The sequence below is a fragment of the Neptunicella marina genome, from assembly GCF_014270035.1.
Taxonomy (GTDB): Bacteria; Pseudomonadota; Gammaproteobacteria; order Enterobacterales; family Alteromonadaceae; genus Neptunicella; species Neptunicella marina.
This window is the reverse complement of sequence record NZ_JACNEP010000004.1, coordinates 89,585-114,991: the sequence shown is the minus strand read 5'-3', so window position 1 is coordinate 114,991 and position 25,407 is coordinate 89,585. Positions and strand designations below refer to the sequence as shown.

The following is a 25,407-nucleotide window of genomic DNA, read 5'->3' as shown; positions in this document are numbered from 1 at the left end:
AAAACAACAAAACATTTACTTACCACGCGCCATTAAAGGCATTCATAAGTGAATATTTTATTTGTAATAAATAATTAACAGGTAATAAAATCTGAAGGGTTTATTAATCAAAATGCCAAAGATTAGTCATATAATCGAGTAGCGCCTGAATACGCGCAGTCAAAAAACGATTAGCTGGGTACAAGGCAAATACACCAAAATCAGTGCGCTCATATTCGCGCAAGATACGCACCAGTGAACCTTCCGCCAGTGCGTCATTCACCATATAGGCCGGAACCTGTGTTATGCCAAAACCACTTTTTGCCAACTGCGCGGCAGGTAAAGGTGCGTTAGCGCGAAATCGCCCTTTAACGGATACATTCAGCCCCTGTCCTTTTTCAGCAAAGCGCCAGGTGTGAGGTGTATCAAGTGTCGTTGCAATTAAACATTCATGGGTAGATAAAGCGGACGGATGACTGGGAATACCATGCTGAGACAAATAAGCGGGTGATGCACAGGTAATAAAGGGCATGTCCGCCAGTCGCCGATACATTAACCCTGAATCCTGCAGGGTTCCCAGACGAATCGCAATGTCGAAACCTTCCTCAACGATCGACACCCGTCTGTCACTGAGTGACAGCTCCACTGAAACCTGGGTATTGTCAGTTAAAAACTGTCCCAGTGCGGGGGATAGAAACAGCGAGCCAAAAGCGGTTGGGGCGGTTATACGAATGGGGCCCGCTAACACCGATTGTGTTGCCTGCACCGACGACTCCAGCTCATCCAGATCCAGCAACAGTTGCTGGCATCTTTCAAGATAGGCTTTACCCGCATCAGTCAGCCTGACTTTTCTTGTCGTACGGTTCATTAGTTTTGCACCTAAACGTGATTCCAGTGTTTTAACTGCGGCACTGGCAACCCGGGTACTGGTATTAAGCCGTTTGGCTCCCTGAGTAAAAGACTCTGCGCGTGCCACTTCCGCAAACAGTTTCATGCAATCAAGTAGATCCATCAATTGTTACCATTTTGGTAATAGTTATTTCCATTATAAGACGATTATTAATTAAAAATTAAGTAGTAATGTTTCTCTACCTTGCGTCACCAGCCTCAACGCACAGGCAATTTATTCGATTATTAGGAGAAATATTATGCAAAACTCAGTATTACTTTATCGCCACCCTTTATCTGGTCACAGCCACAGAGTTCAGTTGTTTGCCAGCCTTGCAGGCATTAATCACACATTAGTTGATGTTGATTTAGTCAATGCCGAACATAAACAGGATGCATTTTTAGCACTGAATCCATTAGGTCAGGTTCCCGTTATTAAGGACGGTGACTTTGTACTGGCTGATTCCAATGCAATTTTGCTTTATCTTGCCCGACGTTATGCGCCTGACTATTTGGCTGATAATGCGCTGGAGGAAGCACAAATTCAGCGTTACCTTTCCATCGCCGCTAATGAAATTGCTAACGGTCCAGCCGCAGCAAGATTGATCACTGTGTTTGGTGCACCTTTTGATGCCGAAGCCACTATTGCTAAAGCGAACGCTATTTTGAGCGTGCTGAATGACGAATTAGAAGGAAAAACCTGGTTGGTTGGCAACAAACTGACAATCGCTGATATTGCGATTTATTCATATCTTGCACACGCTCCTGAAGGTAATGTTTCTCTTGAACCCTACCCAAATGTGCGTGCTCACCTGGCAAGTATAGAATCCCTGCCTGGTTTTGTGGCGATGCAAGCAACGGCTGCAGGTTTAGCTGCGTAATAAAACAGGCCAGCTATGCTGGCCTTGTCATTTAATGCTCTGGAATGGACGTATGATCAAAACCGACAATTTACCCAAACGCCCTGACTCACCTCTTCATGTGGGGGAGCGTGCTATTCAGGCACATCTTGGTGTCGAGCAGGACATGGATCAATTGGCGCGAAGAATTATTCGATCCTACATGCCACAGCAACACCGGGATTTTTACCAGCAACTCCCATTTATTGTGCTGGGTGGTATTGATGATAATCAGGATATCTGGGCTTCCCTGCGTTTTGGTAAACCCGGCTTTATTACCACACCAAATGATAAAACCATTCTTATCAAACACCATGCGCTAATGGGTGACCCGCTGGAAAACGCCCTGCAGACCGACCGGCCAGTTGGCATGCTCGGCATTGAGTTGCATACCCGTCGCCGAAACCGTTTAACCACCCGACTTATCAGTAAGAATGACACCCATATTTCGTTACAGGTCGACCAATCCTTTGGCAACTGTCCGCAGTATATTCAGTTACGCGACTATGAATTTGTGCGCGATCCGGCTGTATCAACGACCAATAACGATGTCGTGCATTTTAATCAGTTTTCTGATGAAGATTTTCAACACATTAGCAGCGCAGACACTTTTTTTGTTGCCAGTGTAGCCCCTGTCTCAGACAACCAGATTACTCAGGGAGCCGATGTATCGCATCGTGGTGGACGAGCTGGTTTTGTTAAGGTTGACGGCAATACACTGCTTATCCCCGATTATGCCGGCAACAATCTATACAATACGTTGGGCAACTTTTTACTTAATCCCAAAGCCGGGTTGTGTTTTCCTGATTTTAACACTGGTGACCTGCTGCTTCTGACTGGCTCTGTTGAGATTCTGTGGGAAAAAGATCCACTAATCTCAGCGTTTAAAGGAGCAGAACGAGCCTGGAAATTCACCCTGAACAAAGGCGTAAGGCTAAAAAATAGCATGCCCTTACGGTGGGAGTTTCGCCAGTATTCACCTAATTCGTTATTGGCTGGTGACTGGCAACGGGCAACTGAATTACTTAAGCAACAACAAAATAAACAAGGACAACGTGCGTTTCAGATAACCAAAATTGCGCAGGAAACACCAGACATCCGTTCTTATTACTTAACACCAAACGACGGACTGGGGCTACCCAACTACCACCCTGGCCAGTATTTATCGGTGGAAATTACGTCACCGATGTATAAAAAAACGCGTCGTACTTATACCTTATCCTCCACGCCACATGACCCCTATTTACGTATAACCGTCAAAGCGAAATCTGGTGGTGCATCAGGATGGCTGCATCAAAACTGGCATATTGGGCAAACAATTAATGCGCTAATACCAAGTGGTAAATTTTATTTACCCGCAGAACAACAGCAGCCACTCATTTTATTAGCCGCCGGCGTTGGTATTACACCGATGATATCAATGTTCAAACAGGTTTTTACTGAGAACTTTCGATTAAGAACAACACGCCTTGTGACCTTGTTTTACGCAGCACGCAGCGAGCAGGATCTGGCGTTTCATCAGGAACTCACCGAATTGGCCGAGGCATCAAATGGTGCTTTACGCTACTTGCCGTTTGTTAGTCAGTCTAATGCTAATCCGGCGAATAATATCACCGCAGGCATGCGTATAGATGCAGATATTTTCAGACAGGTTTTGCATCAGGATAACTATCAGGCGTATTTATGTGGGCCCGCGGATTTTATGCAACACATGTACGATTCACTGCGGGAGGTGGGAGTCAGTGACAGTCAGATTCACGCCGAATCTTTTGGGCCTTCAAGCTTAAAACGCGACAATAGTACCGCGCCCCCAGGCGAGACAAATGAATCAGATGAAGCTGAAGTGGCAGACATTGAATTTATTGAATCTTCTAAGACGTTGCACTGGAACAAAGGCGATGCAACCTTACTGGAAATAGCCGAAAATAGTGGGTTATCACCCGATTTTAGTTGCCGCTCGGGAAGTTGTGGCAGATGTGCCACGCGCATAACTCAGGGAAAAGTTCACTATCGAACCGCAATTTCGGCGCGGGTGGAAGATGACCAGGTATTGCTGTGTTGCGCGGTGCCAGCTAAAGATACTCAAACAATCAAGCTGGCACTTTAACGTACCAGCCTATTTTACGAGGGTCTGTTGATCTTTGCTGTATGAATTTTGTTCTAACTAAACGCTTTCTAATCGCGGCGCTTATTTGCAGGCCTAATGGATTAAGTCAAAAATAAGCAACAAAGAGTAAAAAGTGTTTAGGACGAACCCTTCGGGCAACGTTTGCGCGGCATTTCTACTGCTTCAGCACTCATTCATGTAGAACAACTACACCACAATCGCGCTTCATTGTTCAAATGCCGTGCAACTCGTTGCAAAAGTATACAGCAGAGATCAACAGACCCTAGAGTTTACGCACCCACATATTGCGGAAGCTAACCGGATTACCATGATCCTGTAACATTATCGGTGCGCAACCATGGGGTTCATTGGTAGGCGGTCCAATCCAGGCTGATGCGCCCTGAATTTCAACATGGTTTTGAACTAAAACCCCATTATGCAAAACGGTGACATAACCGGGTCTGACTCTTTTTTCGTCTTTAAACTCAGGTGAGGAAAAAATAATATCATAGGTTTGCCATTGGCCCGGTGGGCGCGATGCATTCACCAAAGGGATGCTTTGTTTGTACAAGGCTGCCGCCTGACCATTTGAGTAAGTGCGGTTGTTATAGGAATCAAGCACCTGAATTTCGTAGCGCTGCTGCAGGAAAACCCCACTATTGTTGCGTTCCTGTCCTTCTTTACCTTCAATATTATCCGCAGGTGTTTTCCATTCCACATGCAATTGCACATCACAGAAGGACTGTTTGGTTTTGATACTGCCAGTACCGGGCTTAACCGTCATCTCACCGTTATTCAGCACCCACTGAGCGGCACCTCCTTTAGCGCCCTCCCACTGAGATAAATCACCATTTCCCACTAATACAACAGCATCAGAGGGCACACCGCCTGCAGGTGCTGATACCATGGCTGGTTCTGGTTCCCAGACTTCCGTTTTTTGCGCCTGTTGCCAGGGTTCAAGTTTTTCATCAGCAGCCACCGCAACACCACACAGACTCAGGGCTAAGGTGCTGGCTAAAATGCTTTTAGTTAAATTCATCGGGCTTCCTTATATTTGTGATTTTTAAAGACTCGCTTAAGGTGATGGAATACTGATAATCAGCCTGTCGCCCAGGCCCGGTCACCTTTTTTATAGGGTAAATCACCGTCATATTTGCCGGGTATAGCGACATAACGCAGCACCTTAGTAGCGCCGACTTCCGAGGTAAAAAAACTATACAAAGTCAGCTGTTTCATCAGGGTAAAATAATGTGGTAACGGACTCTTATCCCGTGGAGAACGCGAGTTAGGTTTTTTGCTTTCCATGCCCCACAAACCAGCTTCACTATTTTGGGTTTTTGCCTGCTGATCCAGTTCCGATAAACAGGCATGCTTCTGAGCGCTATCCAGCAACAAGAAGGGCTTAGCATATTGTTGAGTTGTCAGTTTGTTAAGCTCGAGCAACCCTTGTTTAAACAATTGCTGCTGGTCAGCGGTATAACAATCGGCAACAAATATCGCCATCATCTGGCCTACTTGTGCATCCTTTGCTCCCGGCGTATTGGTTTTTGGCAAAATCGTTTCAGCGACGTCATTCATTAACAATAAATCATCGCTGGAAAAACCCGTTTTTGCGAGCGCGGTTGCTTGTGGTGGTTTATCCCATGCCAGAGCATCAGCACATACAAAAGCGGCCCCTGTGGAGACAGCAATTAGTTTAAGTAACTCACGTCTTTCCATTACAGATTCCCCCTTTTCAGCTCCTGCACCGCAAAATCAGCAGCACGTGCAGTTAATGCCATATAAGTTAATGAAGGATTTACACACGAGCTGGATGTCATACAGGCACCATCGGTCACAAACACGTTAGGTGCATCCCACACCTGATTATGAGCATTGAGCACCGATGTTTTAGGATCACGCCCCATGCGTGCGCCACCCATTTCGTGAATCCCCATACCGGGAGCATAGTCGCCGTCATAGCCATACACATTTTTAAGTCCAACACGCTCAAACATTTCTGCCAGATCATCTTTCATATCTTTGCGCATCTTAAGCTCGTTTTCTTTGATTTCGACATCCATTTCCAGAGCAGCCAAACCCCATTTGTCTTTAACGGTTTTACTCAAATAAACACGGTTACTGTGATCTGGCAGCATTTCACCAAAGGCGGATGCACCTATGCTCCAGGTGCCGGGTTCGCTGATAGCTTGTTTTAAATCTGCCCCAATCCCCAACTCGGCAATATTACGATTCCAGCCAGAACGGCTGGCCGCCCCCTGATAACCAAAACCACGCAAATAATCACGCTTGTCATTGCCCCAGTTACGGTAACGCGGAATATAGAAACCAGACGGACGACGACCGAAATAATATTTATCGTCAAAACCTTCAACGGTAGCAACCGCCCCCACCCGAAAGTGATGATCCATGATGTTGTGTCCCAGCTCGTTTGAGCTGCTACCCAAACCACCTTCCCAGACATCTGTGGCGGAATTCATCAATACTGATACCGAATTTAATGCCGAGGCATTCAGGAACACAATTTTGCTGTTGAATACGTAGGTTTGGTTATTTTCCGCATCGATAATTTCCACGCCGGTGGCACGTTTTTTATCTTTGTCGTAAAGCACACGATGCACAATAGAGAATGGTCGCACGGTCAGATTACCGGTGGCCATCGCCACTGGCAACGTTGCCGATTGTGTACTGAAGTAACCACCAAACGGACACCCCAGCCAGCACTTATTACGGTACTGACAATTCACCCGGTTATTCTCAGGTTTTGGTTGGGTCATATTGGCACTGCGACCGTTTAATATATGACGGCTTCCTTTGTAGGCTTTTTTCACCCGGGCCGCGATATCCTTTTCCACTACATTCAGTGGAATAGGCGGCTGATAAATACCATCGGGTAATACATCCAGTCCATCGCGGTTACCACTGATGCCGGCAAATTTTTCCACATAGTCATACCAGGATGCTAAATCCTGATAACGAATAGGCCAGTCAACGGCAATCCCCTCTTTGGCGTTGGCTTCAAAATCTTCAACATTCCAGCGGTAACTTTGACGCCCCCACAATAAAGAACGCCCACCAACATGGTATCCGCGATACCAGTCAAAACGCTTTTTCTCCACATAAGGCGAATCCTGATGACTCGCCCACATACCAAAAGTCGATTCATTTAACGGATAATCGCGACGCAGCACTGGCTCAAGCACTTTCATTTCCTGAGTAGCAACATCACGGTGTGGGTAATCCCAGGCTTCTTTGTGTGCGTTCACATAATCTTTTATATGTTCAATGTTACGTCCACGTTCCAGCATTAAAACCTTAAGACCTTTTTCCGCCAGCTCTTTGGCAGCCCAGCCACCACTGATTCCCGAGCCAACGATAATCGCATCATAATTGTTGTCAGACATACTTTCCTCGCTAAAGTAATCACCTGAATTGCGCGCGGAGAACGATTAACGAAACAATGCAAAACAAGTGTGAAAATGCTGCGCCAAGTGTGTACCTGATCTGCATCGTTTAAGACACAATCAAATAATGGCTTATTTACATACGATTTCACAAATCATTAACAATGCCAACAACTGCTTGCCTGTAAACACAACTATGCTGAAAATCTACCAAAATTATCAGAAAAAATAACAATAAGAGTGGCTGAAACTAAGGGGTTGTGGTTAAAAGTAAATTAAGGAAGAAAAAATATGAAGTTGAGAGTACAAACTACCGGCTGACTTTTTGTCCCCTTGACTATCAGTTTCATGTTGGTTTGAAAGCCGTTAAAGATCCGTTCAACGGCAATACACTCAAACAGCAACACAAAGATTAAATAACAATGCACATCAAAACTTACAACAAAGGTGACTGATCAATCAGTAGTCTGGCACCAGGCCCCTCTTCACTTAACGAGTCGTCAGGGTTTCGAAGCGGACAATCCTTCAATGACAAACAGCCACAACCAATACAGCTGTCCAGTTGATCACGCAACTGCAACAAACTGGTAATGCGTTCATTCAACATATCACGCCATTCCCGACTCATATCCTGCCAGTTTTCACGCGATACCTCTCTGGTGGGAAATTTATCCAGATGAGACTTTATAATTCGTAAAGAAATACCGGCACTTTTAGCGATGCGAATAATCGCCACCCGACGCAGCACACTGCGATGATAACGTCGTTGGTTACCCTCAGTACGCCAACTTGTGATTAAACCCTTTTCTTCGTAGTAATGCAGGGTGGAGACTTTTATACCGCTTCGTTGTGCAACTTCTCCAATTGCCAGAGTGTTATCAAGCATACGTAAATTTTCCTGATTTTTATTCTTGACCTCAAGTATACCCGAGGTTTTAGTATTCGTGTCGGCTTGACGTCCAAGCAAGTTATTTTTTAGTCGAAATTGATCCTGGAGCCGACATGAATAAATCAGCAATCACTGCGAAATCAAAAAATCAGTACTCGAACAGACGCATACAAAAATATTGGTCATTTTTGTCATTCAAATAGCCACACTCTTTTTGTCAGAGTCACTTCAACCCGTTTTAAACTAAAATATGGAGAAAATAATGCCATTTGAATTACCTAAATTGCCGTATGCAACGTCATCGTTGCACCCGTTCATGTCTGAAGAAACCTTCAACTTTCACTATTTGAAACATCATGCAACTTATGTAGATAAGCTCAATGCACTAATCAAGCAAACGGCAATGGAATCTCTTTTTCTCGAACAAATAATCCGTCAGTCATCCGGGGCGATTTTCAACAACGCCGCACAAGTATGGAACCATACTTTTTTCTGGCACTGTTTATCACCGGATGGCGGGAATTTGCCACAAGGTATATTGCTCGACGCTATCGTTCAAAACTGGGGAGCATTTGAAGAATTCAAACGCCAGTTCACTGAGCAGGCAATTAACAACTTTGGTTCAGGCTGGACCTGGTTGGTAGCCACAAAGGATGGAAAGCTTGAAATCATCAATACCAGCAATGCTGCAACACCGGTTACCCAGCATGGAGTAAAACCGTTATTAACGGTGGATGTATGGGAACATGCTTATTACATTGACCACAGAAATGCACGACCGGCTTATTTAGACGCGTTCTGGAATATCGTTAACTGGTCTTTTGCTGAAGCAAATTTTGAGCACGAAGAGCTGGAAAGCCTGTTTGCACATTTAAGCAACAGTTAGCAATACAACCAAACGTCATGCCATACGGCATGACGTTTATCTTAATCATTACGTAGAATGAGTTCTGCTGTGTATTCGTTAGTAATCAGTTTATTGATTAGGCCACTGCGCATCGCGCCCATAATAGCGTGCACCTTCAATTCACCCGCAGCAATGGCAACCACAGGTTTATCTGAATTTTGGTTTAACTTTTTACTCGAAACCCGACGATTTAAGTCACAATCGATAATAGTGCCCTGACGGTCAAACACCCAACTGAGCATTTCACCCACACCGCCCATATCATGCAGGCTTTGCATTTCTTTTTCGTTAACGAAGCCATCTAAAAATAACGGCGAAGATATACCCAGATTACCAATACCAACAAAGGTCGCGTCCGCCTTATCGCCCAAATCAAATATTGGCTGAATATGCGGCTGGGTTAATAACAAGCTTTTATTTTCTGCGGTAGGACAGAATACCGGTAGTGGCATTGGGTAATATTTGGCTTTCACTCTGTCGGCAACACGCACAACTACATCGTAGGCTGAGGCCGAGCCGTCTTCCATAATATTGCCAATCAAGGACACGATACTGTGTTGTTGACAATCCATAGGCGGCAATTCTTCGGCACAAGCTCTGAGTACACGTCCGGTTCCCATCGCCACGATTTGCGGTTCAGGCGCTTTTAGATAACGTTCCATCTCGGCTGCACCAGCTTGCGCTAAACCGATAATCGATGATGGATCAGCCGGTTCACTTGGCACCACTTCACAATTAAGCAAACCAAAGCGATCCATAATACGGTGGCTTAGTTCCATGCAACGTGCAATGGGATGATCTAACCGCACTTTGATTAAACCAGCGCTCACAGCTAGTGCCACTAAACGTTGTACTGACTGGCGCGATACCCCTAACTTTTTAGCGATATCATCCTGAGTATTCCCGGCCACGTGATATAACCAGCCAGCGCGGGCGACATCATCTAATCGTCGTGAATCATTTGTGGGTAACGTACTCATAATCCCTCTACTTATGTAATTCCGGATGCACATTAAAGAACTGTGACCAGTGACTTATCACCCGGCTAATTCCTTGCGGTAAGGAAAAATCAGCAATTGATGATGGCATATGTGAGCCACCCTGAAAATGCCAGACCTGCATACCTGCAGCAATTCCGGCCTGTAGGCCCGACATACTGTCTTCAATCACCAGACAGTTTTGTGCCTGCACCTGATGCTGGTTAGCAGCAAATAAAAATAAATCGGGTTCGGGTTTGCCGCGTTTTACTTGTGAAGCAGTGTAAATATGTCTGCCAAAGTAGTCAGTTAAACCGGTGGCTTTAAGCGCTCTGTCAGTGCGTTCACGGTGGCTGGATGTCGCCACACAAAAAGGAATATTTAACTGACTAAGAACCTGTTTGATACCATCTACTGGCGCCAGTTGCTGATCAAATACCTGAATTAATTTATTTAAATACTGCTGTTCAAACTCATCTGGCAGTATCACATTAAAATCGTCTTTTACTGCTTGTTTTACTCTGGAAAAACTGCGGCCAAGAAACTCCCGGGTAAAATAGGCGTTATCCAGCTCTACCCCCAAATCTGCAAGCAAGCCTTTTAACACTTTTAAACTGATGATTTCGCTATCGATTAGCACACCATCACAGTCAAAAATAACTAATTTTACCGGCGGGTCGCCATATTCAGAATCATACACCGCTGAATGGCTGGACACAGCTTTCTCCTCTGGACTAAAGAAACAATAGCGGCCATTTGCACAGCATATACAAATGGCCGCTTTACTTTACCCAATTATCCTTACTCACACTACAAAGATAAGTCCCGTGCGTAGGCCGATAGGCACCAGGATTTTATCGACCATGCTCCTGGCTTCAACCTGATCGTGGGTTATATAAATCATAACTGTGTTGAGAGTTTTATGGCTGTGAGGGGTAAATTAACCTGTTTTCAATTCGACTCAGCGACAAGCATTTGTTGTCGATTAAACTGTTAATACACAAAAACATCTGTTTTTTACGCTAAATTCACATCGATTGATTTAAGTTTTCGAATCAAACAATCAGATAGCAAAATGAATATTATACAATTTGTAGTGTGCCTGCTGGCCATCGTCAGCTTAAGTAGTCAGGGTAAAAATTTCACCGTTAACAGCGAAACGTTCGAGGTTACAAAACTAAATAAACAGCTTTATGTTGCCAGTCAGAGTTATGGCAATACCAGGATAAACTTTGGCATTGTTGTTGGTGAACACAAAATTGCTTTAATAAGCTCAATGATGCGCAACTACGCCCCTACCATAGAACAACTGATTAAACATATCAGCCGTAAACCGATTGGCTATGTCATCAGCATTGACTCAGACCCTTTTCATCATCACGCCAATCAATACTTTGCTGAAGCGGGTGCCATCACAATTGGGCATCAGGGTTTGCAAAGTGAATATCCTTTAATGCTGACATATAAGGATGAAATGATCATAAATTTAGGTAATGAGACACTGCGTTTAGTACACACCTCCGCGCACACAGCCGGCCATTCGGCAGTGATGGTTTCCAACAGCAATGCGATATTTGTGGGTGATGGCATTCGCAACGACTGGCTAATGTATTCGGGTGAAAATGGCCCTAAAGCACAGTTAAAAGGATTGCAAACCATGTTGTCACTGGCTGACGACAATACACACTTCTATCCGGGAAACCGTGGCCAAAAGATTAGTAGCAGCAAAGCGGAATTAACCCAGCTTAAAGACAGGTATCAAGAATTTGTGCAGCTAGTAACAGAGCTTTACCAACAAGGACTCAGTGCGGAGCAAATATGTGCAGCACCAGAGATGTTCAAAATAGTGAGACACTATGAACGTTATGAAGAATTGCATCCTTATCTCATCCACCACGTGAATGAAGTATTAGATTCACTTAAATAAGTTTTTATTCAGCGCTTAACCTGAATTTACTTACGAAGAACAGGCCAGAACATTAGATATACTGGCCTGTCTAATTTGAGTTTAGTTTTTAACACTCAGCATATACTTGGCGACTGCCAGTCGGGTTTCTTCATCCAGATAATTCTGTGCTGGCATTTCAGGGTAATCATCACGTTTTTTGACAGGTGCGGCGATGTAGTCGGCCAACCCCTGCGGGTTATCCATATACATGGCCTGGATCACCTGCACCGGTGGCCCAATCATGCGGCCGGTATAAGTGTGGCAACCAGTACAGATACCCAGATAGGCCATTTTGCCGCGCTCACTGCCATGGATTTCGCGCGGTGCGACAGGTTCATCCAGAATATAACTGTCGATATTATCGGTACTGGTAAAATTACATTCGGCCCAGTCACTGACGCCTACCGTGACATATTGGTGACGATTGATAATACAACTGCCGGTGTTGTCACCTACCCGTACAATATCCGGATTGCCCTGTTTAAACTCTGACAACATCAGCACTTTAGCTTCATCAATGGTGTCATAACCGTTATTCACCATGACGTTATTAAGGATCATAGTACGTTCTGGTGTGGGATCGGATTCAGGATCGATGGTGATATTAGGTGCATTGGCGTGGTCAGTGATAATAATACCCGCGACTTTATTGTCCGACACTATGTTGTTTTCGATAATCACATCATCGGCAGCCATGATTAACATACCAGTACCTGACGGTATTCCGGATACCGTCGAACCCGGCGCGCCAAAATTAACGTGATTGTTTTGGTGGATAAAATTATCGCGAATAATCACATCGTAAGTGGTTTTGACCGGCAGGCCCGGTGTGACAAAGGCCAGAATGCCGCCCGCGTTATCATACACAAAGTTGTTTTCCACAATGGCATGACGGCTGTTTTCAATTTCAATGCCCGCCACACTGGCAAACACGTGGTTATGTGCCACATGAATATTGTCACTCATGCCCACATAAATCGCCGCGTCCTCAATGCCGGACACTATGTTGTACTCGACGATTCCGTTTTTACCCAACTGCGGGAAAATACCGTATACACCGGTATCCACAATAATGTTATTGCGAATTTCGAAGTTGTTACCGGCCTGCCCCATGATGCCATTACCTTTGTACTGGGTAATTTTGAGGTTTTCCACCACTATGTTATTACCTGAGTAGAGGATGGCATCATTTAGCTTTTTCTGGCCATCCAGCACCGCCCGTTTACCTTGTTCAATCACGCCGATAATACGAATATCGTCTTTATCGATATACACGGTTTCATGATAAGTGCCCGGCATAATCTGAATGGTATCGCCCGGCGAGGCACTTTTTACCGCATCCATAATTAATGAACCCGGCTTTACCACTAAGGTTTGTCCTTCAACCTCTCGGGCCTTTACTGCGCTTTTAGACATGCTGGCTGGCTCAGCGTCTTTTTTAAATCCGCCCTGATAACCAATTTTCTGCGCGCTGTCGGTAATGGTCGGCGCTGGTTGCTGACCTTTGCCCAGATACATGCCGCCAACAAAGGCACCGGCAATCAGCAGGGTGACAAAAACTTTATTCGATTTCATGTTGCTCTCCATTGTCATTCTTATCGTTATTGTTCTACTTCAAGCCGGAAGGCAGCCGCTGCGGGATTGCTGGAGTCAGGCTTTCATCGGTTAATGCCCCCAGAAAATCAACGATGCGGTCGATTTCCTGCTCAGTTAAATTGGGCTCCCAGATATGCCAGTGAATATACATTTTCACCCCCTCTGGCACGGCATGGCCGCGTCCCTTGTTATAAAAATCTACCGCTTCACGTAAGGTAGGAAATACGCCGGAATGCATATAAGGCGCGGTTTTTACGATATTGCGCAAGGTTGGCACCTTAAAGCCGCCTTTGAGTTTTTCGCTGTGAAACGGGGTTTCAGCACCAACATCCAGCGGCAATCCCGCTGGCTCCGGGGTACCTATCACGGCAATTTGCTGATTGGTAAACAAAGGCGGGGTATGACATTCAGAACAACGCGCCACAAAAGAACGGAAAATATTCATACCCTCAATTTCAGGCTCGGTTAACGCCTGATGGTAACCATGGGCATAATGATCATAACGGCTGTTGAGGCTAATCAAACTACTCTGGAATGCCGCCAGTGCGCGATATATCTGGGCTAATTCAATTTTCTGACTGGCCGGAAAAGCCTGCTTAAACATATCCGGGTAATAGGTGTTGTTTTGCAATGAATTTAATAACTGCTCTGGGGTATTGCCCATTTCGTCGGCAGCAAACAGTGGTCCGGCAGCTTGTTGCTCTAACGTGGTTGCCCGCCCGTCCCAGAATAAGCGCTGTAGAAAGGCCGCATTCCATAAAGTTGGCGCAGCACGTTTGACCTTTTCCCCCAATATGCCAATGCTGCGATCAAGCCCGTCAGCAAAACCCTTTTGTGGTTGATGGCAACTGGCACAGGATAAGGTCTGATTTGGCGACAACAAGGGATCGAAAAACAGATAACGCCCTAAGTCAATTTGTTGTGGGGTAAAGCCATCACGGTAAGGTGGCAAGGAGGTTTGTGTGCCACCCATGCCCTTATTTTCAATCGAGTCATACATCTGGTACATGTTGACCAGCTTGCACTGCCCCTGCGCATTTTTTTCAAAACTCGGCGGGCAATGTTCACTTAAAACAAAAGACTCAGATGCTGAAGACAAGTTGGCACAAACCAGCATGGCAACAGCACTGAGTAACAGGGTAAAACTACGCAGCGACATATCAGTTTTCCTGCCGGGTCTGCAGATAACTAAGAATGTCCGGGATATCTTTTTCAATATTAAGACTGGTCGCCATCATCGCCATCTGACGCCCATATTTATCAGCCTGTTCAGTTCCGCGTTTACCTTGTTTAAAGGCCCGTAGTTGACGAACCAGATAATCAGTATGCTGATTCGCCAGCCGCGGAGCATGCAAAGCAGGATTACCCTGACCGCTGGCACCATGACAGGCACCACAACTACCGTTGTAGAGGTTTTGACCACGTTTGGCATCGCCTTCAAGGCTGGGTTCAATTTTTGGAACATCAAGCGTCGCGAGGTAATCGGCCACCTGTTTAATCGCCTGTTCATCCGCCAGTACCTTTACCGATTGCAACATCTGCGCAGCAAAAGGATCGTCATTATTACCACGTATCCGGGTTTTAAAATGTATTAGCTGACGGGTGATATAGTCGGCATTTAATCCGGCAAGCGCAGGTGATTTTAGAGCAGGAATACCTTGTGCCTGCGGGCCATGACAGGCCGCGCAGCTTTGATAAAGTTGTTCACCCTCTGTTTGCTCGGCAACAGCAGGTACAACAAACAGCAATGCACACAACAGCAGGCTCAATATTCCACTACAGCTTTTCATAAACAAATTCCACCAAACACAACAGCCATTTAACAGATGGCTTTATTAAGGAATTAATCTAAAGACTGTGCGGATTAATAGCTTACTGATTTTCACAAAACAGCTGACGAATTCTGAAATAGTCAGTAAAAACGGGCGCTACAGCCCGTTTTATTTATTACATAAATTTAACAAAAGTCAGCTTCTATTCCTGCCCGATGCAACGTTTACGGTATTCACTAGGTGTTACATGATGAGTGTTTTTAAATGCTTTATTAAATGAACTTAAACTACGAAAGCCACTGTCCAGCGCCAGATTTAAAATGGCAACAGAACTGTACCCGGGATCGTTTAATTTGGCGGTGACTTCGTTAATACGGTAATAATTTAAAAAGTCGTTAAAGTTGCGATAACCAAGTTCACCATTGATCACATTGCGCAATTTGTATTCATACATATTGAGTTTTTTGGCCAGTTCGGCAATCGTAATGCCTTCCTGCTGGTAGAGTAAATCCTGACTCATGGCAGATAAAATCCGTTCCACCTCCGGCGATTGTTTATGCCGCAGTGACGTTTTTGCTTGTGCTAAGCGTGATGCAAACAGCGACGCTTCGCGCAATCTCAGCAGTAGCGTATTGAGAAACAGACTCAGCGCGGCAAGGGTAATGCTCTCTATCTGGCTTAACCATTCACCATGAAAATTAAGTACCTGCTCCACAAAAATCACCAGAAACAGATAAATGCCACCAAAACAAATCAGCGAAGCCCGCAGTAAACGACGCTGCTCAATCAGATCGTCACGCCAGTAACGAATGGTCACGCCCAATGCGTGGCATATCAGTGATAGCTCTACCAGTAACGCAGTATTGGCAATCAGGGTTTGAATGTTGGGAGGTGGAGAGCCGACAGCCAGCCATAACTTAACCAGTGTTGGTAAAATCAGTGGCACGCTGGCAATAACATAATGTTTGTAATTCACCTTAATATGGTCACTGAACAAACACAAACTCACCAGCCAAAACAAACCCAGTACACAGTTGCCACCGATAAAGGCAACCACCTGAGATAAAACACTCTGATGACCACTGGCAATGTAGCCAAGTAAATAACAGCTGGCTGCCAGCATAAGCCCGGTGTACAAATAGGTTAACTGGCTGCGTTGGCGGTTGATGCCTAACGACAAGGCACTTAGCAACATCTGCGCGATGGCAAAGGTGTAAAAAAAGGTGGAAACAGCATCCATATGCGATAAAAGACTATGTAAAAACATCGTTAAGGTTATCTGTTGACTACCTTACCCTAAAAATCGCTGCTGTTAACAGTCAAATCCGTAGCAAGGTTAATAATGTAAAAAAGCCAGTGAATACTCACTGGCCTGGGATAAAACATCATTACTACTGCATAACAGCAGTAAAAGGTTAAAAGTGGTAGGTCAGATCGATACCCACTTCACGTCCACGATTGATGGTGGCGACCGGTGTGCCTAAAATACTGGCAGTCAACCCTCCCAATCCGGTTACATAACGTTTATCCAGCAGATTTTTCGACCACAGTGCAACTTCGAACTGATCATCACTGCTTTCCCATGAAATTCGCGCATTTAAGTCCTGGGTATCTTTAAAGTAGGCCGTCACCGCTTTTTTGTATTCTTCCAGCCCCACTTCATCGGCATTGGTATTTTCCACAAAGGTGTAATCCACATGAATGGTTGTTGTGCCACTGCCTATGTCCGGGATCCAGTCAGCACGTAATGTATAATTATTACTGGCTTTTCTGCTGTTTTTCTCGGATGGAACAAAGGTCCCTTCCTCATTGTAAAACTCTTCCCACTCTTCATCTGAATCACGGTATTCGGTGACTAATCCAAGATTCAGACTACTGGTCACAGCCCACTCCAGTCCCAGTTCCAGACCATTAATGGTGGTATCACCGTTGATGATTGTGGGTACTGCGGTACTGCTATCCGGTGCTTTAGAACTGATGGAGCGCTGACGGTTATCTAACTGCAAATGATAAATACTGGCGGTGGTACGCAAGGAATTAAAAGCAATACCTTTGTAACCCAGCTCAAAGTTAGTGGTATCTTCCGGTTTAAAAGGCTGCTGTGCCGAAGAAACTACCAGCGAATCATAACCACCCGCTTTATAGCCAGTAGAAAATGAAGCAAATAGCATGTGGTCGTTATTGACCTGATATTCGGCCACCAGACGTCCGGTAATTTTGTCCCACGAATCTGATGCCAGAATCGGCGCACTGTTACCCTTGTCATCTTTGGTCATCGGAAACAGGATATTATCCACCCCTGGACGAAGTTTTGCGAAACTAGTCATGGGGATATACCAGGAAAAGTCTTTAGCATCGCGGGAATAGCGCAATCCGGCCAGAATGTTCCATTTATCATTCAATGACCAGTCAGCATCCAGATACACACCCCAGTTGGTAAAATCACCGGTGTTGTTAATACTCTCCTCCCAGAACTGCCCCGAATAACTCGGGCCAAAAATTTCAGCGATGCCCATTTGTTGCGCAACAATATCGTAAGTCACGTTGCCGGTTGCCGTCACCACATCGCCGGTTAAAGGCATACCTCCCATGCCGATTAATCCCATAATGGCATCACCAAAGCCTAGTGCATTTAACGCACCGGCCCAGGCATTAGCATCCCATAAATGATCGATAGGAAACCCTGCGCTCTGGTAATAATTGTCGACCACTCCCGCAAAGGTTGCGCCGGGACCAAAGGCATTCTGTGCTGCGGCATCGGCATCACCGCCAAAGGCATCCACCTGGATCATGTCAGCAATTTGCGCAGCAATGGTGCCTTTAATTTCTTCATTCAATGAGCCGGTAACAAATCGCGCAGCAGAATCGGCGGTTAAATTAAGCTCCGATGTTTGCGTGACCTCTTCATTTGAATAAGAAAATCCACCCACCACGTTCACTTTGTCGCTGACGTAATTAAGCTGTAACTCCTGATAGAAAATACTCGAATCTTCATTATTAGAGGTATCGAAATAGCGGGTAATATCTTTGGTGCCGTCTTCATCTTCGCGATTAACGGTTTTCCAGTCACGATAGCTAATGGTATAGGCCAACGACAATTGATCATCAAACTGATGATTTAATTTAGCGGTATAGGCATACATGTCGCGCGATTCAACGCCGTTGCGCACATCGTTTTCTACTTTGCCGGAGAATAAATCTTTACCGCCACCGTATGCCCACTGGCTGACCCCTATTTCAATCGGAGGCGCCTGTTCCAGATCGTCATAGTCATAAGATAATTGCAGATCGGTATCGTCACTCAGCAACCATTTAATGCTGATACGTGCCGCATTGTGATCTTTAGCTCCCGGATCCCACTCTTTGGTGCCGCTATTCCACGGCGCCTGATAAATATTTTCCGCCAGCCCATCCTGCGTATTGACCAGTGCATTAACCCTGACAAAAAAAGTATCGGTTAGCGCCTTATTAGCCATCAGCTCATAACGACGCAGATTATCGGTTCCCAATACCGCCTTAACAAATCCTCTGTCATCATTTTCCGGGGCATTGGGCATGATATTCACTACCCCCATGGCGGCATTACGCCCAAACAAGGTTCCCTGCGGGCCCTTTAACACTTCAATTCGCGCAATATCCGAAAACAAAACATTTTGCGCAGCGCGTGGCATATACACACCATCAAAAAAAGTCGCTGAAGAAGGATCACCACCCACGCTAATGTTGGGACTGCTAATACCGCGCATGCTGATACCGGCCTGAGTCATGTTGCTGTCGGAAAAATCAAACCCGGGTACAAACTTATCGATATCACTTAGTAAAATGGAATTGGTCTTTTTTAAGGTGTCGGCTGACACAGAATCAACCACCACCGGCACTTTCATAATGTTTTGCTGACGCTTTTGCGCAGTAACCATAATCACTTCGGTATCGTCCTGCTCAGCCGCTTGCTGTGCATAAGCAGCAGAACTAACGCTAAACAATATACTGCTGAGCGCGGCGGCAAGAAGAGTCTTTGATGTGTTCAACTTTTGCGGAGTGATAATCTGACAACGCTGCATAGGGATCCCTTAATCAATGTTATTATTTTGTTAAGTCACCATATGATTGTTTATTTAAATAAGCTTACGGAAAATGAAAAAAACCTGACGCATTTTAAAAAAATGCCCGAAATAACAGTGTTTCGGGCGAGTTAATCTGAATTATTCAACTGTAGATCCGTTTACACAAATACATCAGAAGCACAGAGAAAATTCGTCATTATAATTGGGAAAAACACATGTTTGCTGCATCAGGTTATGATGATTTAGTCGATTTTCATTCGCTGTCTGACCTGATGTGCATGCCATGCAGCTGGCACTATCACCACAAAAGATACAATGGCCAAAATCCACTGATAACTGAGATGAAAAGCATTCAAATTAGATATTTCAGCAGCCAGTTGGTTATTGATTTCGGTCGCATACGCCAGTGGTGCAATTGACGCATCTTTAGCAATAGCAAATCCGCCACTAAAAGCACTTTCCCACCCTAAAGAAGACAAGGAAGAATACGCTTTATATGCGATGGCTGAGGCACCAAAACCAATCAGGCCAACGGCCACTGTGCCAAAGCTCAGTACACCGAATCCCACAGCTCCCAGACTAATTACGCCAAATGAAACAATACCGACACTCACAGGGGCGAAGGTAACTCCACCCCACGCAAATAATAAACCTCTGGCCTGGCTGCCTCCGGCTATCCAGCCAAATGCAGGAGGATCACCGGCTTCATGCATAGCAAACTGGAAATGTACCAGCGGTACTCCCCATAAGCGCCAACGGCTAACATATTCACGCTGTTTAGCACCGCTTTGATCGACGGCAGAGCTAAAGGCCTGCGGATGAAAAATACGTTCCTGTTTTCTTAACTTGTGCATGGCAGCAAACATGCGATGAGTCAGCAATAAATAACTGATAGCAAATGCCAGCATTAACGCGATTGCGATCAGGGTTAGTGCCCCTTTGCTGTCAGCATGATGCAAGGCAGCATATTTACAGCCAAGCGTACCCGCAACATAAATAGCGGCAAACAACATATACAGGCTGATACATTTAATCGCCAGAATGCGCTCTCGGCGGGTACGTGATTGATCAAGACTGGCACGTAAACCAAAAAATGAACTAATAAATCCGGATAATACCGCCAGTATGCTCAGCATACCGACACCAGAAAGAGACGAACCGCCTTTGGCCGCACCAGCCCCCAAAGCAGCCGCTTTAGCGGGTGGTGAAATGCCACTGATTGCCGCCAGTACACCGGCGGTAAAAGCCACTCCCGGTTTGGATTTGTGTAACGCCTCTTCCACAAAACCAGACATAGCGCGTTTTAGTAATTTTCGTCCACGCGATAATCGTTGTTTAACCGTGTCCTCGGACAGATCCAGCGCAGCAGCAACTTTCTCCACCGATTGCTCTTCACGATAAAACAACACCAGAGGTTCACGATAGTTATCTTCCATACTATCCAGCACTTTCCACAATAAACTTTGTTGTTGCTGGTCAATCGCCTGCTGGTCCAGTTCAGTCTTATCTTCTGCCAGTGAGTCATGTTGTTGCACATCATCGGCATGTTGTAACGGCTGATGTTGTTCACTACGACGATAATGACTGACCTTAAAGCGCAGGATCCCACATAACCACGATTTGAGTTTTTCCGGATCACGCAAGGTATCAAGCTTTTTCCACGCTTCAACAAAGGCTTCCTGGGCAATATCCTCACTGTGTTTTACATCACCTACCGACGAATACGCCAAAGAACATAACAAACTTTGGTAACGGGTAACGATGGAACAAAAGGCATCGCGATCGCCGCCTAATGAATACATCACCAGGGTTGCATCATTGGTTTTATTTAAACGGCTTGCTGATTTAAACAGTTTCATGCGTATCTGATTTTTTGGGTTCGATAACTCTAAGTGCCGGGATTTGCATAAAAGGTGACAGATTATTTTTCCATCATGGCATTTTTTACTGCTGAAAAAAATTTCAAATTTTTTGTCACCTTTATTTATTCGCTAACCACTTAATAACCAGAACAATCTGAAAGCCATGTAACAGCCAACCAAATACAAATGAATCCCGGAGAGAAAAAATGAAAAACCTTAACAACCCTTTACAAGCCTCAGTTAAAACACTGGCTTTTTTACCCCTGCTGGCGTTTTCCTGTAACGTTCTCAGCGCCACCTTACCGGCTATAGTTGACGATTTTAGTCATGCGCAGCAGACACAATCCGGTTTACAACGCCAGTTTATGAATGACAGCGTGGCCGGAGGCAACACCCACACCAATAACAAAATCAGCTCTGGTATCATGTATTTAAAAGGTGATATTACCCCTCCCCGCGGTCAACCGGGCTGGGCCAGCTCGATACTGCCTCTGGCAGAAATGGGCATGCCTCAGGATGCCAGTCAGTACACAGGTCTTCGTTTACTGGTCAAAATTAACAGTGGCACTATGTCTGTCTCTGCCAACAGTACTGAAGTGACCAATTATGACTATCACGCCTCCCCCGTATCGGTTGTAGCAGATGGGCAATTCCATGAAGTAAAAATTCCCTTTACCTCCATGAAACGCGGCTGGTCGGAACAAACGCCATTAAATGCAGCGACCTTAAACAGCATCAGTATCACCGCCTTTGCTATGCAAAAAGCCTCATTTGATTTTGAAATCGACGAAATCGGCTTCTATTGATTCAACATCGCACCAAAACGGGATGCATAAGAGCGCATCCCATTTCCAATAACCTGCACAGGCGAAATGACATGACAACTCAATCACACCGACTTGATTATCTGGATGCAGCGCGAGCACTGGCACTATTGCTCGGCATTGTGTTTCATGCCAGTTTATCGTTTATGCCAATCTTTATTGGCTGGGCGGTAATGGATGTATCCACCAGTAAGCTGGTTCCTTATTTTGTGCTAATCAGTCACAGTTTTCGCATGGAACTGTTTTTTCTTATCGCAGGCTTTTTTAGTCATATGACGTTCCACCGTGCTGGTTGGCGGACATTTGTTAAATCACGCGCTGTCAAAATTGCGGTTCCTCTGGTTGTTGGCTGGTTCCTGCTAAGACCTTTACTGGTATCAGGCTGGATAATGGGGGCGCAAAGTATGCGGGGGGATGCAGACATAACAGGGGCACTGCAACAAGGGTTTGCTGGTCTTCGCAATTTTACGCAGGAATTTTTAACCGGCACACACCTGTGGTTTTTGTATTATTTGTTACTTGTTACCACTATTGTCCTGCTGCTTCGCACTCTGATATCACTGAATACAGAGCTTAAAGCCCGCCTTGGAAGGCTGGCAGACAAGTTTGTAAAAAAACTATGCAACTCGCCTTTGGGTTTGTACATGCTGGCTTTGCCTTTGGTTGCCGGACTTTGGTATATGCAACACTGGGGAGTGGATACACCGGATAAATCATTAATTCCCAGCTGGCCGGTCACTGTTATTTATACGGTCTTTTTTGCACTGGGATGGTTACTCCATCGCCAGTCGGCTTTAATCACTGCCTTTGCCCGATTAAGTATTAGTAAGGTATTGTTATGCATCGCAGCATCTGTCAGTTGTGTACAGCTGTCGGCTTACGAGATGCAAACCAGCCATGGTTATTACCTGCTAATAAAAACAGCTTATTTGCTCAGTTATGCGTTAATGATGTGCAGTCTTATTGCGCTCACGCTTGGGCTTTGTCACAAATTATTCCATCGCGCCAGTCCGGTGGTCCGTTATCTGGCCGATGCCTCTTACTGGCTATATTTAATTCACCTGCCGTTAGTCATCTGGTTACAAATCGCCTTTGCGGAGTTACCTTTTCACTGGTCTTTAAAACTATTGGCGGTGTGTGGGATTACCATAGGTTTGTCACTACTAATTTACGATTTGTTTATTCGCTCAACCTTTATCGGTGCGGTATTAAACGGCAAACGCAAAAGCCGCAAATTGTTTTCTCGCAGGCATTCAGGTACCACTAAAACCATTATTATCTGAATAAAAACCGGGGCTTTCCCTGCCCCTTTTACACTACGCCCACTAGTAAAAACACCGTCAGCAACAGCGCAAGCCAGGTCACCATGCCTGCAGTTGACTGCGAGAAAACCATGACTTTACTCACTTGTCGGTTATGTTCCAGCGCCCCAAGCTGACAATAAAGTTTATAGCCCCCCTGATAGACAAGCTGTTGCACAGCTTTAAGCCGCTGTAGCACAACTAACGCTCCAACCGGCAATGCACGACGATATAACCAGTCAAACTCCAGATTTACCGAGGGTAACTCCGGCGGGTACAGGCCTTTTTGATTAAGCCATACAAACGCCAGTGCCGAGAAACATAAAAGTTGCAGCTGAGTCAGCACGTGGGTGACATCATATGCGGTATAAGATGCCTGATAAGGCAATAATTGATACAAGGTCTGCGGGAACATGCCAAGCCCCACACACAAGGTGGCAGCAATAAACATCGCAAACAACATGTTTTTAGGTGGTTCCGTGGTACGAATACCGGAGTCGTGGGCAAAAAAGGCGAAATAAGGAATTTTAATGCCTGCATGGTGAAACACCCCGGCGGATGCAAACAACAATATCAGCCACACGCCATTATATTTTTCTTGCAGGGCCGCGGTCATGATCATCGATTTACTAATAAACCCGCTAAATAAAGGGAATGCCGAAATCGACGCCGCGCCAATAATGCACAGCAAGGTGGTTTTGGGCATCGATTTATATAAACCGCCCAATTCGGAGCCATTGATGCGCCCTGTCATATGCAACACTGCGCCCATCGACATAAACAGCAAGCCTTTAAAAATCACGTCGGTAAACGCATGCGCCACCGCACCATTTAACGACAACGCAGTGCCTATACCGATGCCAACCACCATAAAACCGAGTTGGTTAACCAGGCTGTACGCCAGCACTCTGCGCAAGTCATTTTCAATCACTGCATAAAAAATCGGGAAGCAGGCCATGACCGCACCGATATATACCAGCAGTTCCGTTCCCGGAAATCCGCGAGCCAGCGAATACACCGCCACTTTAGTGGTAAACGCACTTAAAAATACGGTACCAATGGGCGTGGATTCAGGGTAAGCATCCGTCAGCCAGTTATGTACAAAGGGAAACGCGCACTTAATACCAAACGCAATAAATATCAGCCAGCCAGCGACTGAGTTCAGGCCAATATAATCAAAACTCAGATTACCCTGCTGCACAAAATAGAAAATGGCACCGGCAAGTAAAATGACCCCGGATAACACCTGAATAATCAGGTAACGCATGCCCGCATGAAACGCGGTATCGGTCTGGCGCGCCCATATAAGAAAAGCCGAGCTGACCGCCAGCACCTCCCAGAATAAAAACAGGGTCAGTAAATCACCAGCAAATACCGCTCCCAATGCACTACCGGCATATAACAAACTCATGGACTGCTGCACGGCATCTTTAACGTGGATGGCGTAAATCACCCCGATTAACGCGGCAATATGAAACAAATAACCAAACAACAGACTGAGCTGATCAACACGCACAGGGGTAAGCTCAAATGACATAAATTGCAGCTGCCAGTTATCTCCGGCACTTAGCCCCAGTAAATTCAGCGCACTTAATACGATGCCCGCCAACATAAAGACAGTGCGGGTGCGGCCTTCCAATACAAAGGCAAAAACGGCCGTGATATAAAACACAACAAAGGGTGGCACGCTATTGAACAGATGCTCCATTACTGGCCCCCGTTGTGTTGCTCTGCTTCAGATTCTGCAGGCTGATAATAATTTTCATCTCGCATTACCAGTTTGCGCATCCACTTGGCTACCACTACCAGAATCACACAGCCGACAAAGCCATATACAGGATAAAATCCCCAGATCCATTCCCACGGATGTTTGCTGTAGCGGTTCACGATAAAATCCAGCGCAAACAACACGCCACAACAGATATAAAGTGCGCGAATGACCCATTTGACGTTTTTTTCAGAATCAAAAAAATGTGTTTTATTTGTCATT

Annotated in this window: 21 protein-coding genes; 6 read left to right on the top strand and 15 right to left on the bottom strand. The window is 45.4% G+C overall.

From position 1 onward, the window contains the following. Nucleotides 1–103: 103 nt before the first annotated feature. The gene (locus H8B19_RS06590) at nt 104–973 is read right to left on the bottom strand and encodes a LysR family transcriptional regulator (RefSeq protein WP_206683166.1); all 870 of its coding nucleotides are present in this window, start codon (nt 971–973) and stop codon (nt 104–106) included. 154 nt (nt 974–1,127) lie between these two features. Here H8B19_RS06590 and H8B19_RS06585 point away from each other — a divergent pair, with 154 nt between their 5' ends. Both H8B19_RS06585 and H8B19_RS06580 read left to right on the top strand, forming a co-directional pair. Continuing rightward, the gene (locus H8B19_RS06585; protein ID WP_186506010.1) at nt 1,128–1,748 is read left to right on the top strand and encodes a glutathione S-transferase family protein; all 621 of its coding nucleotides are present in this window, start codon (nt 1,128–1,130) and stop codon (nt 1,746–1,748) included. Between the two features lie 52 nt (nt 1,749–1,800). After that, a complete protein-coding gene (locus H8B19_RS06580; protein WP_186506009.1) occupies nt 1,801–3,873 on the top strand; it encodes a 2Fe-2S iron-sulfur cluster-binding protein in 2,073 nt (690 codons plus the stop codon). 283 nt (nt 3,874–4,156) lie between these two features. Here the strand turns inward: H8B19_RS06580 and H8B19_RS06575 are convergent, their stop codons facing one another. The 4 genes from H8B19_RS06575 to soxR all read right to left on the bottom strand — a co-directional run bounded on the left by H8B19_RS06575 (nt 4,157) and on the right by soxR (nt 8,163). Further along, nucleotides 4,157–4,912 (bottom strand): 3-keto-disaccharide hydrolase, encoded by a 756-nt coding sequence (locus H8B19_RS06575; protein ID WP_186506008.1) that lies wholly within the window; start codon nt 4,910–4,912, stop codon nt 4,157–4,159. Between the two features lie 59 nt (nt 4,913–4,971). Then, a complete protein-coding gene (locus tag H8B19_RS06570) occupies nt 4,972–5,592 on the bottom strand; it encodes a gluconate 2-dehydrogenase subunit 3 family protein (protein ID WP_186506007.1) in 621 nt (206 codons plus the stop codon). Then, the gene (locus tag H8B19_RS06565) at nt 5,592–7,277 is read right to left on the bottom strand and encodes a GMC oxidoreductase (RefSeq protein WP_186506006.1); all 1,686 of its coding nucleotides are present in this window, start codon (nt 7,275–7,277) and stop codon (nt 5,592–5,594) included. Before H8B19_RS06565 ends, H8B19_RS06570 begins: the two co-directional genes overlap by 1 nt. Nucleotides 7,278–7,713: 436 nt before the next feature. Next, complete coding sequence (gene soxR / locus H8B19_RS06560; RefSeq protein ID WP_186506005.1) at nt 7,714–8,163, bottom strand: redox-sensitive transcriptional activator SoxR; 450 nt, start codon at nt 8,161–8,163, stop codon at nt 7,714–7,716. A gap of 265 nt (nt 8,164–8,428) precedes the next feature. On the opposite strand from soxR, the gene H8B19_RS06555 reads away from it, so the two are divergent. Further along, nucleotides 8,429–9,052: a superoxide dismutase gene (locus tag H8B19_RS06555; protein ID WP_186506004.1), complete on the top strand. Its 624-nt coding sequence runs from the start codon at nt 8,429–8,431 to the stop codon at nt 9,050–9,052. A gap of 41 nt (nt 9,053–9,093) precedes the next feature. Here the strand turns inward: H8B19_RS06555 and H8B19_RS06550 are convergent, their stop codons facing one another. Both H8B19_RS06550 and H8B19_RS06545 read right to left on the bottom strand, forming a co-directional pair. After that, complete coding sequence (locus H8B19_RS06550; protein ID WP_186506003.1) at nt 9,094–10,053, bottom strand: sugar-binding transcriptional regulator; 960 nt, start codon at nt 10,051–10,053, stop codon at nt 9,094–9,096. Nucleotides 10,054–10,060: 7 nt separating this feature from the next. Then, on the bottom strand, nt 10,061–10,768 hold the full coding sequence (locus H8B19_RS06545) for an HAD-IA family hydrolase (protein WP_186506002.1): 708 nt from the start codon (nt 10,766–10,768) through the stop codon (nt 10,061–10,063). 357 nt (nt 10,769–11,125) lie between these two features. Between H8B19_RS06545 and H8B19_RS06540 the strand changes: the two genes are divergently transcribed. After that, nucleotides 11,126–11,977, top strand: a complete 852-nt coding sequence (locus H8B19_RS06540; RefSeq protein WP_186506001.1) for an MBL fold metallo-hydrolase — start codon at nt 11,126–11,128, stop codon at nt 11,975–11,977. Nucleotides 11,978–12,058: 81 nt separating this feature from the next. Here the strand turns inward: H8B19_RS06540 and H8B19_RS06535 are convergent, their stop codons facing one another. The 6 genes from H8B19_RS06535 to H8B19_RS06510 all read right to left on the bottom strand — a co-directional run bounded on the left by H8B19_RS06535 (nt 12,059) and on the right by H8B19_RS06510 (nt 21,289). Further along, nucleotides 12,059–13,573, bottom strand: coding sequence for a parallel beta-helix domain-containing protein (locus tag H8B19_RS06535; RefSeq protein WP_186506000.1), 1,515 nt, complete (start codon nt 13,571–13,573; stop codon nt 12,059–12,061). A 34-nt stretch (nt 13,574–13,607) separates the two neighbouring features. Next, nucleotides 13,608–14,753: a cytochrome-c peroxidase gene (locus H8B19_RS06530; RefSeq protein WP_186505999.1), complete on the bottom strand. Its 1,146-nt coding sequence runs from the start codon at nt 14,751–14,753 to the stop codon at nt 13,608–13,610. Between the two features lies 1 nt (nt 14,754). Continuing rightward, nucleotides 14,755–15,384: a c-type cytochrome gene (locus tag H8B19_RS06525; protein ID WP_186505998.1), complete on the bottom strand. Its 630-nt coding sequence runs from the start codon at nt 15,382–15,384 to the stop codon at nt 14,755–14,757. Between the two features lie 184 nt (nt 15,385–15,568). Then, nucleotides 15,569–16,633: a helix-turn-helix domain-containing protein gene (locus tag H8B19_RS06520; RefSeq protein WP_186505997.1), complete on the bottom strand. Its 1,065-nt coding sequence runs from the start codon at nt 16,631–16,633 to the stop codon at nt 15,569–15,571. A gap of 148 nt (nt 16,634–16,781) precedes the next feature. Next, the gene (locus tag H8B19_RS06515; RefSeq protein WP_186505996.1) at nt 16,782–19,427 is read right to left on the bottom strand and encodes a TonB-dependent receptor; all 2,646 of its coding nucleotides are present in this window, start codon (nt 19,425–19,427) and stop codon (nt 16,782–16,784) included. Between the two features lie 245 nt (nt 19,428–19,672). Next, on the bottom strand, nt 19,673–21,289 hold the full coding sequence (locus tag H8B19_RS06510) for an RNA polymerase sigma factor (RefSeq protein WP_186505995.1): 1,617 nt from the start codon (nt 21,287–21,289) through the stop codon (nt 19,673–19,675). A gap of 209 nt (nt 21,290–21,498) precedes the next feature. Between H8B19_RS06510 and H8B19_RS06505 the strand changes: the two genes are divergently transcribed. Both H8B19_RS06505 and H8B19_RS06500 read left to right on the top strand, forming a co-directional pair. Then, nucleotides 21,499–22,098 (top strand): CIA30 family protein, encoded by a 600-nt coding sequence (locus H8B19_RS06505; RefSeq protein ID WP_186505994.1) that lies wholly within the window; start codon nt 21,499–21,501, stop codon nt 22,096–22,098. Nucleotides 22,099–22,169: 71 nt separating this feature from the next. Next, the gene (locus H8B19_RS06500) at nt 22,170–23,399 is read left to right on the top strand and encodes an acyltransferase family protein (protein WP_186505993.1); all 1,230 of its coding nucleotides are present in this window, start codon (nt 22,170–22,172) and stop codon (nt 23,397–23,399) included. A 28-nt stretch (nt 23,400–23,427) separates the two neighbouring features. On the opposite strand, the gene H8B19_RS06495 is transcribed toward H8B19_RS06500, so the two are convergent. Both H8B19_RS06495 and H8B19_RS06490 read right to left on the bottom strand, forming a co-directional pair. Further along, nucleotides 23,428–25,125: a Na(+)/H(+) antiporter subunit D gene (locus tag H8B19_RS06495; protein WP_186505992.1), complete on the bottom strand. Its 1,698-nt coding sequence runs from the start codon at nt 25,123–25,125 to the stop codon at nt 23,428–23,430. Then, on the bottom strand, nt 25,125–25,406 hold the full coding sequence (locus H8B19_RS06490; RefSeq protein ID WP_186505991.1) for a hypothetical protein: 282 nt from the start codon (nt 25,404–25,406) through the stop codon (nt 25,125–25,127). The genes H8B19_RS06495 and H8B19_RS06490 overlap by 1 nt, the downstream gene beginning before the upstream one ends. Nucleotide 25,407 lies beyond the last annotated feature (1 nt).

What these genes read in the sequence shown, in the direction of transcription:
- H8B19_RS06495 (WP_186505992.1), bottom strand. Translation starts at nt 25,125, where the DNA reads ATGGAGCATCTGTTCAATAGCGTGCCACCCTTTGTTGTGTTTTATATC.
- H8B19_RS06590 (WP_206683166.1), bottom strand. Translation starts at nt 973, where the DNA reads ATGAAACTGTTTGCGGAAGTGGCACGCGCAGAGTCTTTTACTCAGGGA.
- H8B19_RS06555 (WP_186506004.1), top strand. Translation starts at nt 8,429, where the DNA reads ATGCCATTTGAATTACCTAAATTGCCGTATGCAACGTCATCGTTGCAC.
- soxR (WP_186506005.1), bottom strand. Translation starts at nt 8,163, where the DNA reads ATGCTTGATAACACTCTGGCAATTGGAGAAGTTGCACAACGAAGCGGT.
- H8B19_RS06530 (WP_186505999.1), bottom strand. Translation starts at nt 14,753, where the DNA reads ATGTCGCTGCGTAGTTTTACCCTGTTACTCAGTGCTGTTGCCATGCTG.
- H8B19_RS06520 (WP_186505997.1), bottom strand. Translation starts at nt 16,633, where the DNA reads ATGTTTTTACATAGTCTTTTATCGCATATGGATGCTGTTTCCACCTTT.
- H8B19_RS06565 (WP_186506006.1), bottom strand. Translation starts at nt 7,277, where the DNA reads ATGTCTGACAACAATTATGATGCGATTATCGTTGGCTCGGGAATCAGT.
- H8B19_RS06505 (WP_186505994.1), top strand. Translation starts at nt 21,499, where the DNA reads ATGAAAAACCTTAACAACCCTTTACAAGCCTCAGTTAAAACACTGGCT.
- H8B19_RS06575 (WP_186506008.1), bottom strand. Translation starts at nt 4,912, where the DNA reads ATGAATTTAACTAAAAGCATTTTAGCCAGCACCTTAGCCCTGAGTCTG.
- H8B19_RS06580 (WP_186506009.1), top strand. Translation starts at nt 1,801, where the DNA reads ATGATCAAAACCGACAATTTACCCAAACGCCCTGACTCACCTCTTCAT.
- H8B19_RS06515 (WP_186505996.1), bottom strand. Translation starts at nt 19,427, where the DNA reads ATGCAGCGTTGTCAGATTATCACTCCGCAAAAGTTGAACACATCAAAG.
- H8B19_RS06540 (WP_186506001.1), top strand. Translation starts at nt 11,126, where the DNA reads ATGAATATTATACAATTTGTAGTGTGCCTGCTGGCCATCGTCAGCTTA.
- H8B19_RS06550 (WP_186506003.1), bottom strand. Translation starts at nt 10,053, where the DNA reads ATGAGTACGTTACCCACAAATGATTCACGACGATTAGATGATGTCGCC.
- H8B19_RS06500 (WP_186505993.1), top strand. Translation starts at nt 22,170, where the DNA reads ATGACAACTCAATCACACCGACTTGATTATCTGGATGCAGCGCGAGCA.
- H8B19_RS06585 (WP_186506010.1), top strand. Translation starts at nt 1,128, where the DNA reads ATGCAAAACTCAGTATTACTTTATCGCCACCCTTTATCTGGTCACAGC.
- H8B19_RS06535 (WP_186506000.1), bottom strand. Translation starts at nt 13,573, where the DNA reads ATGAAATCGAATAAAGTTTTTGTCACCCTGCTGATTGCCGGTGCCTTT.
- H8B19_RS06510 (WP_186505995.1), bottom strand. Translation starts at nt 21,289, where the DNA reads ATGAAACTGTTTAAATCAGCAAGCCGTTTAAATAAAACCAATGATGCA.
- H8B19_RS06570 (WP_186506007.1), bottom strand. Translation starts at nt 5,592, where the DNA reads ATGGAAAGACGTGAGTTACTTAAACTAATTGCTGTCTCCACAGGGGCC.
- H8B19_RS06525 (WP_186505998.1), bottom strand. Translation starts at nt 15,384, where the DNA reads ATGAAAAGCTGTAGTGGAATATTGAGCCTGCTGTTGTGTGCATTGCTG.
- H8B19_RS06490 (WP_186505991.1), bottom strand. Translation starts at nt 25,406, where the DNA reads ATGACAAATAAAACACATTTTTTTGATTCTGAAAAAAACGTCAAATGG.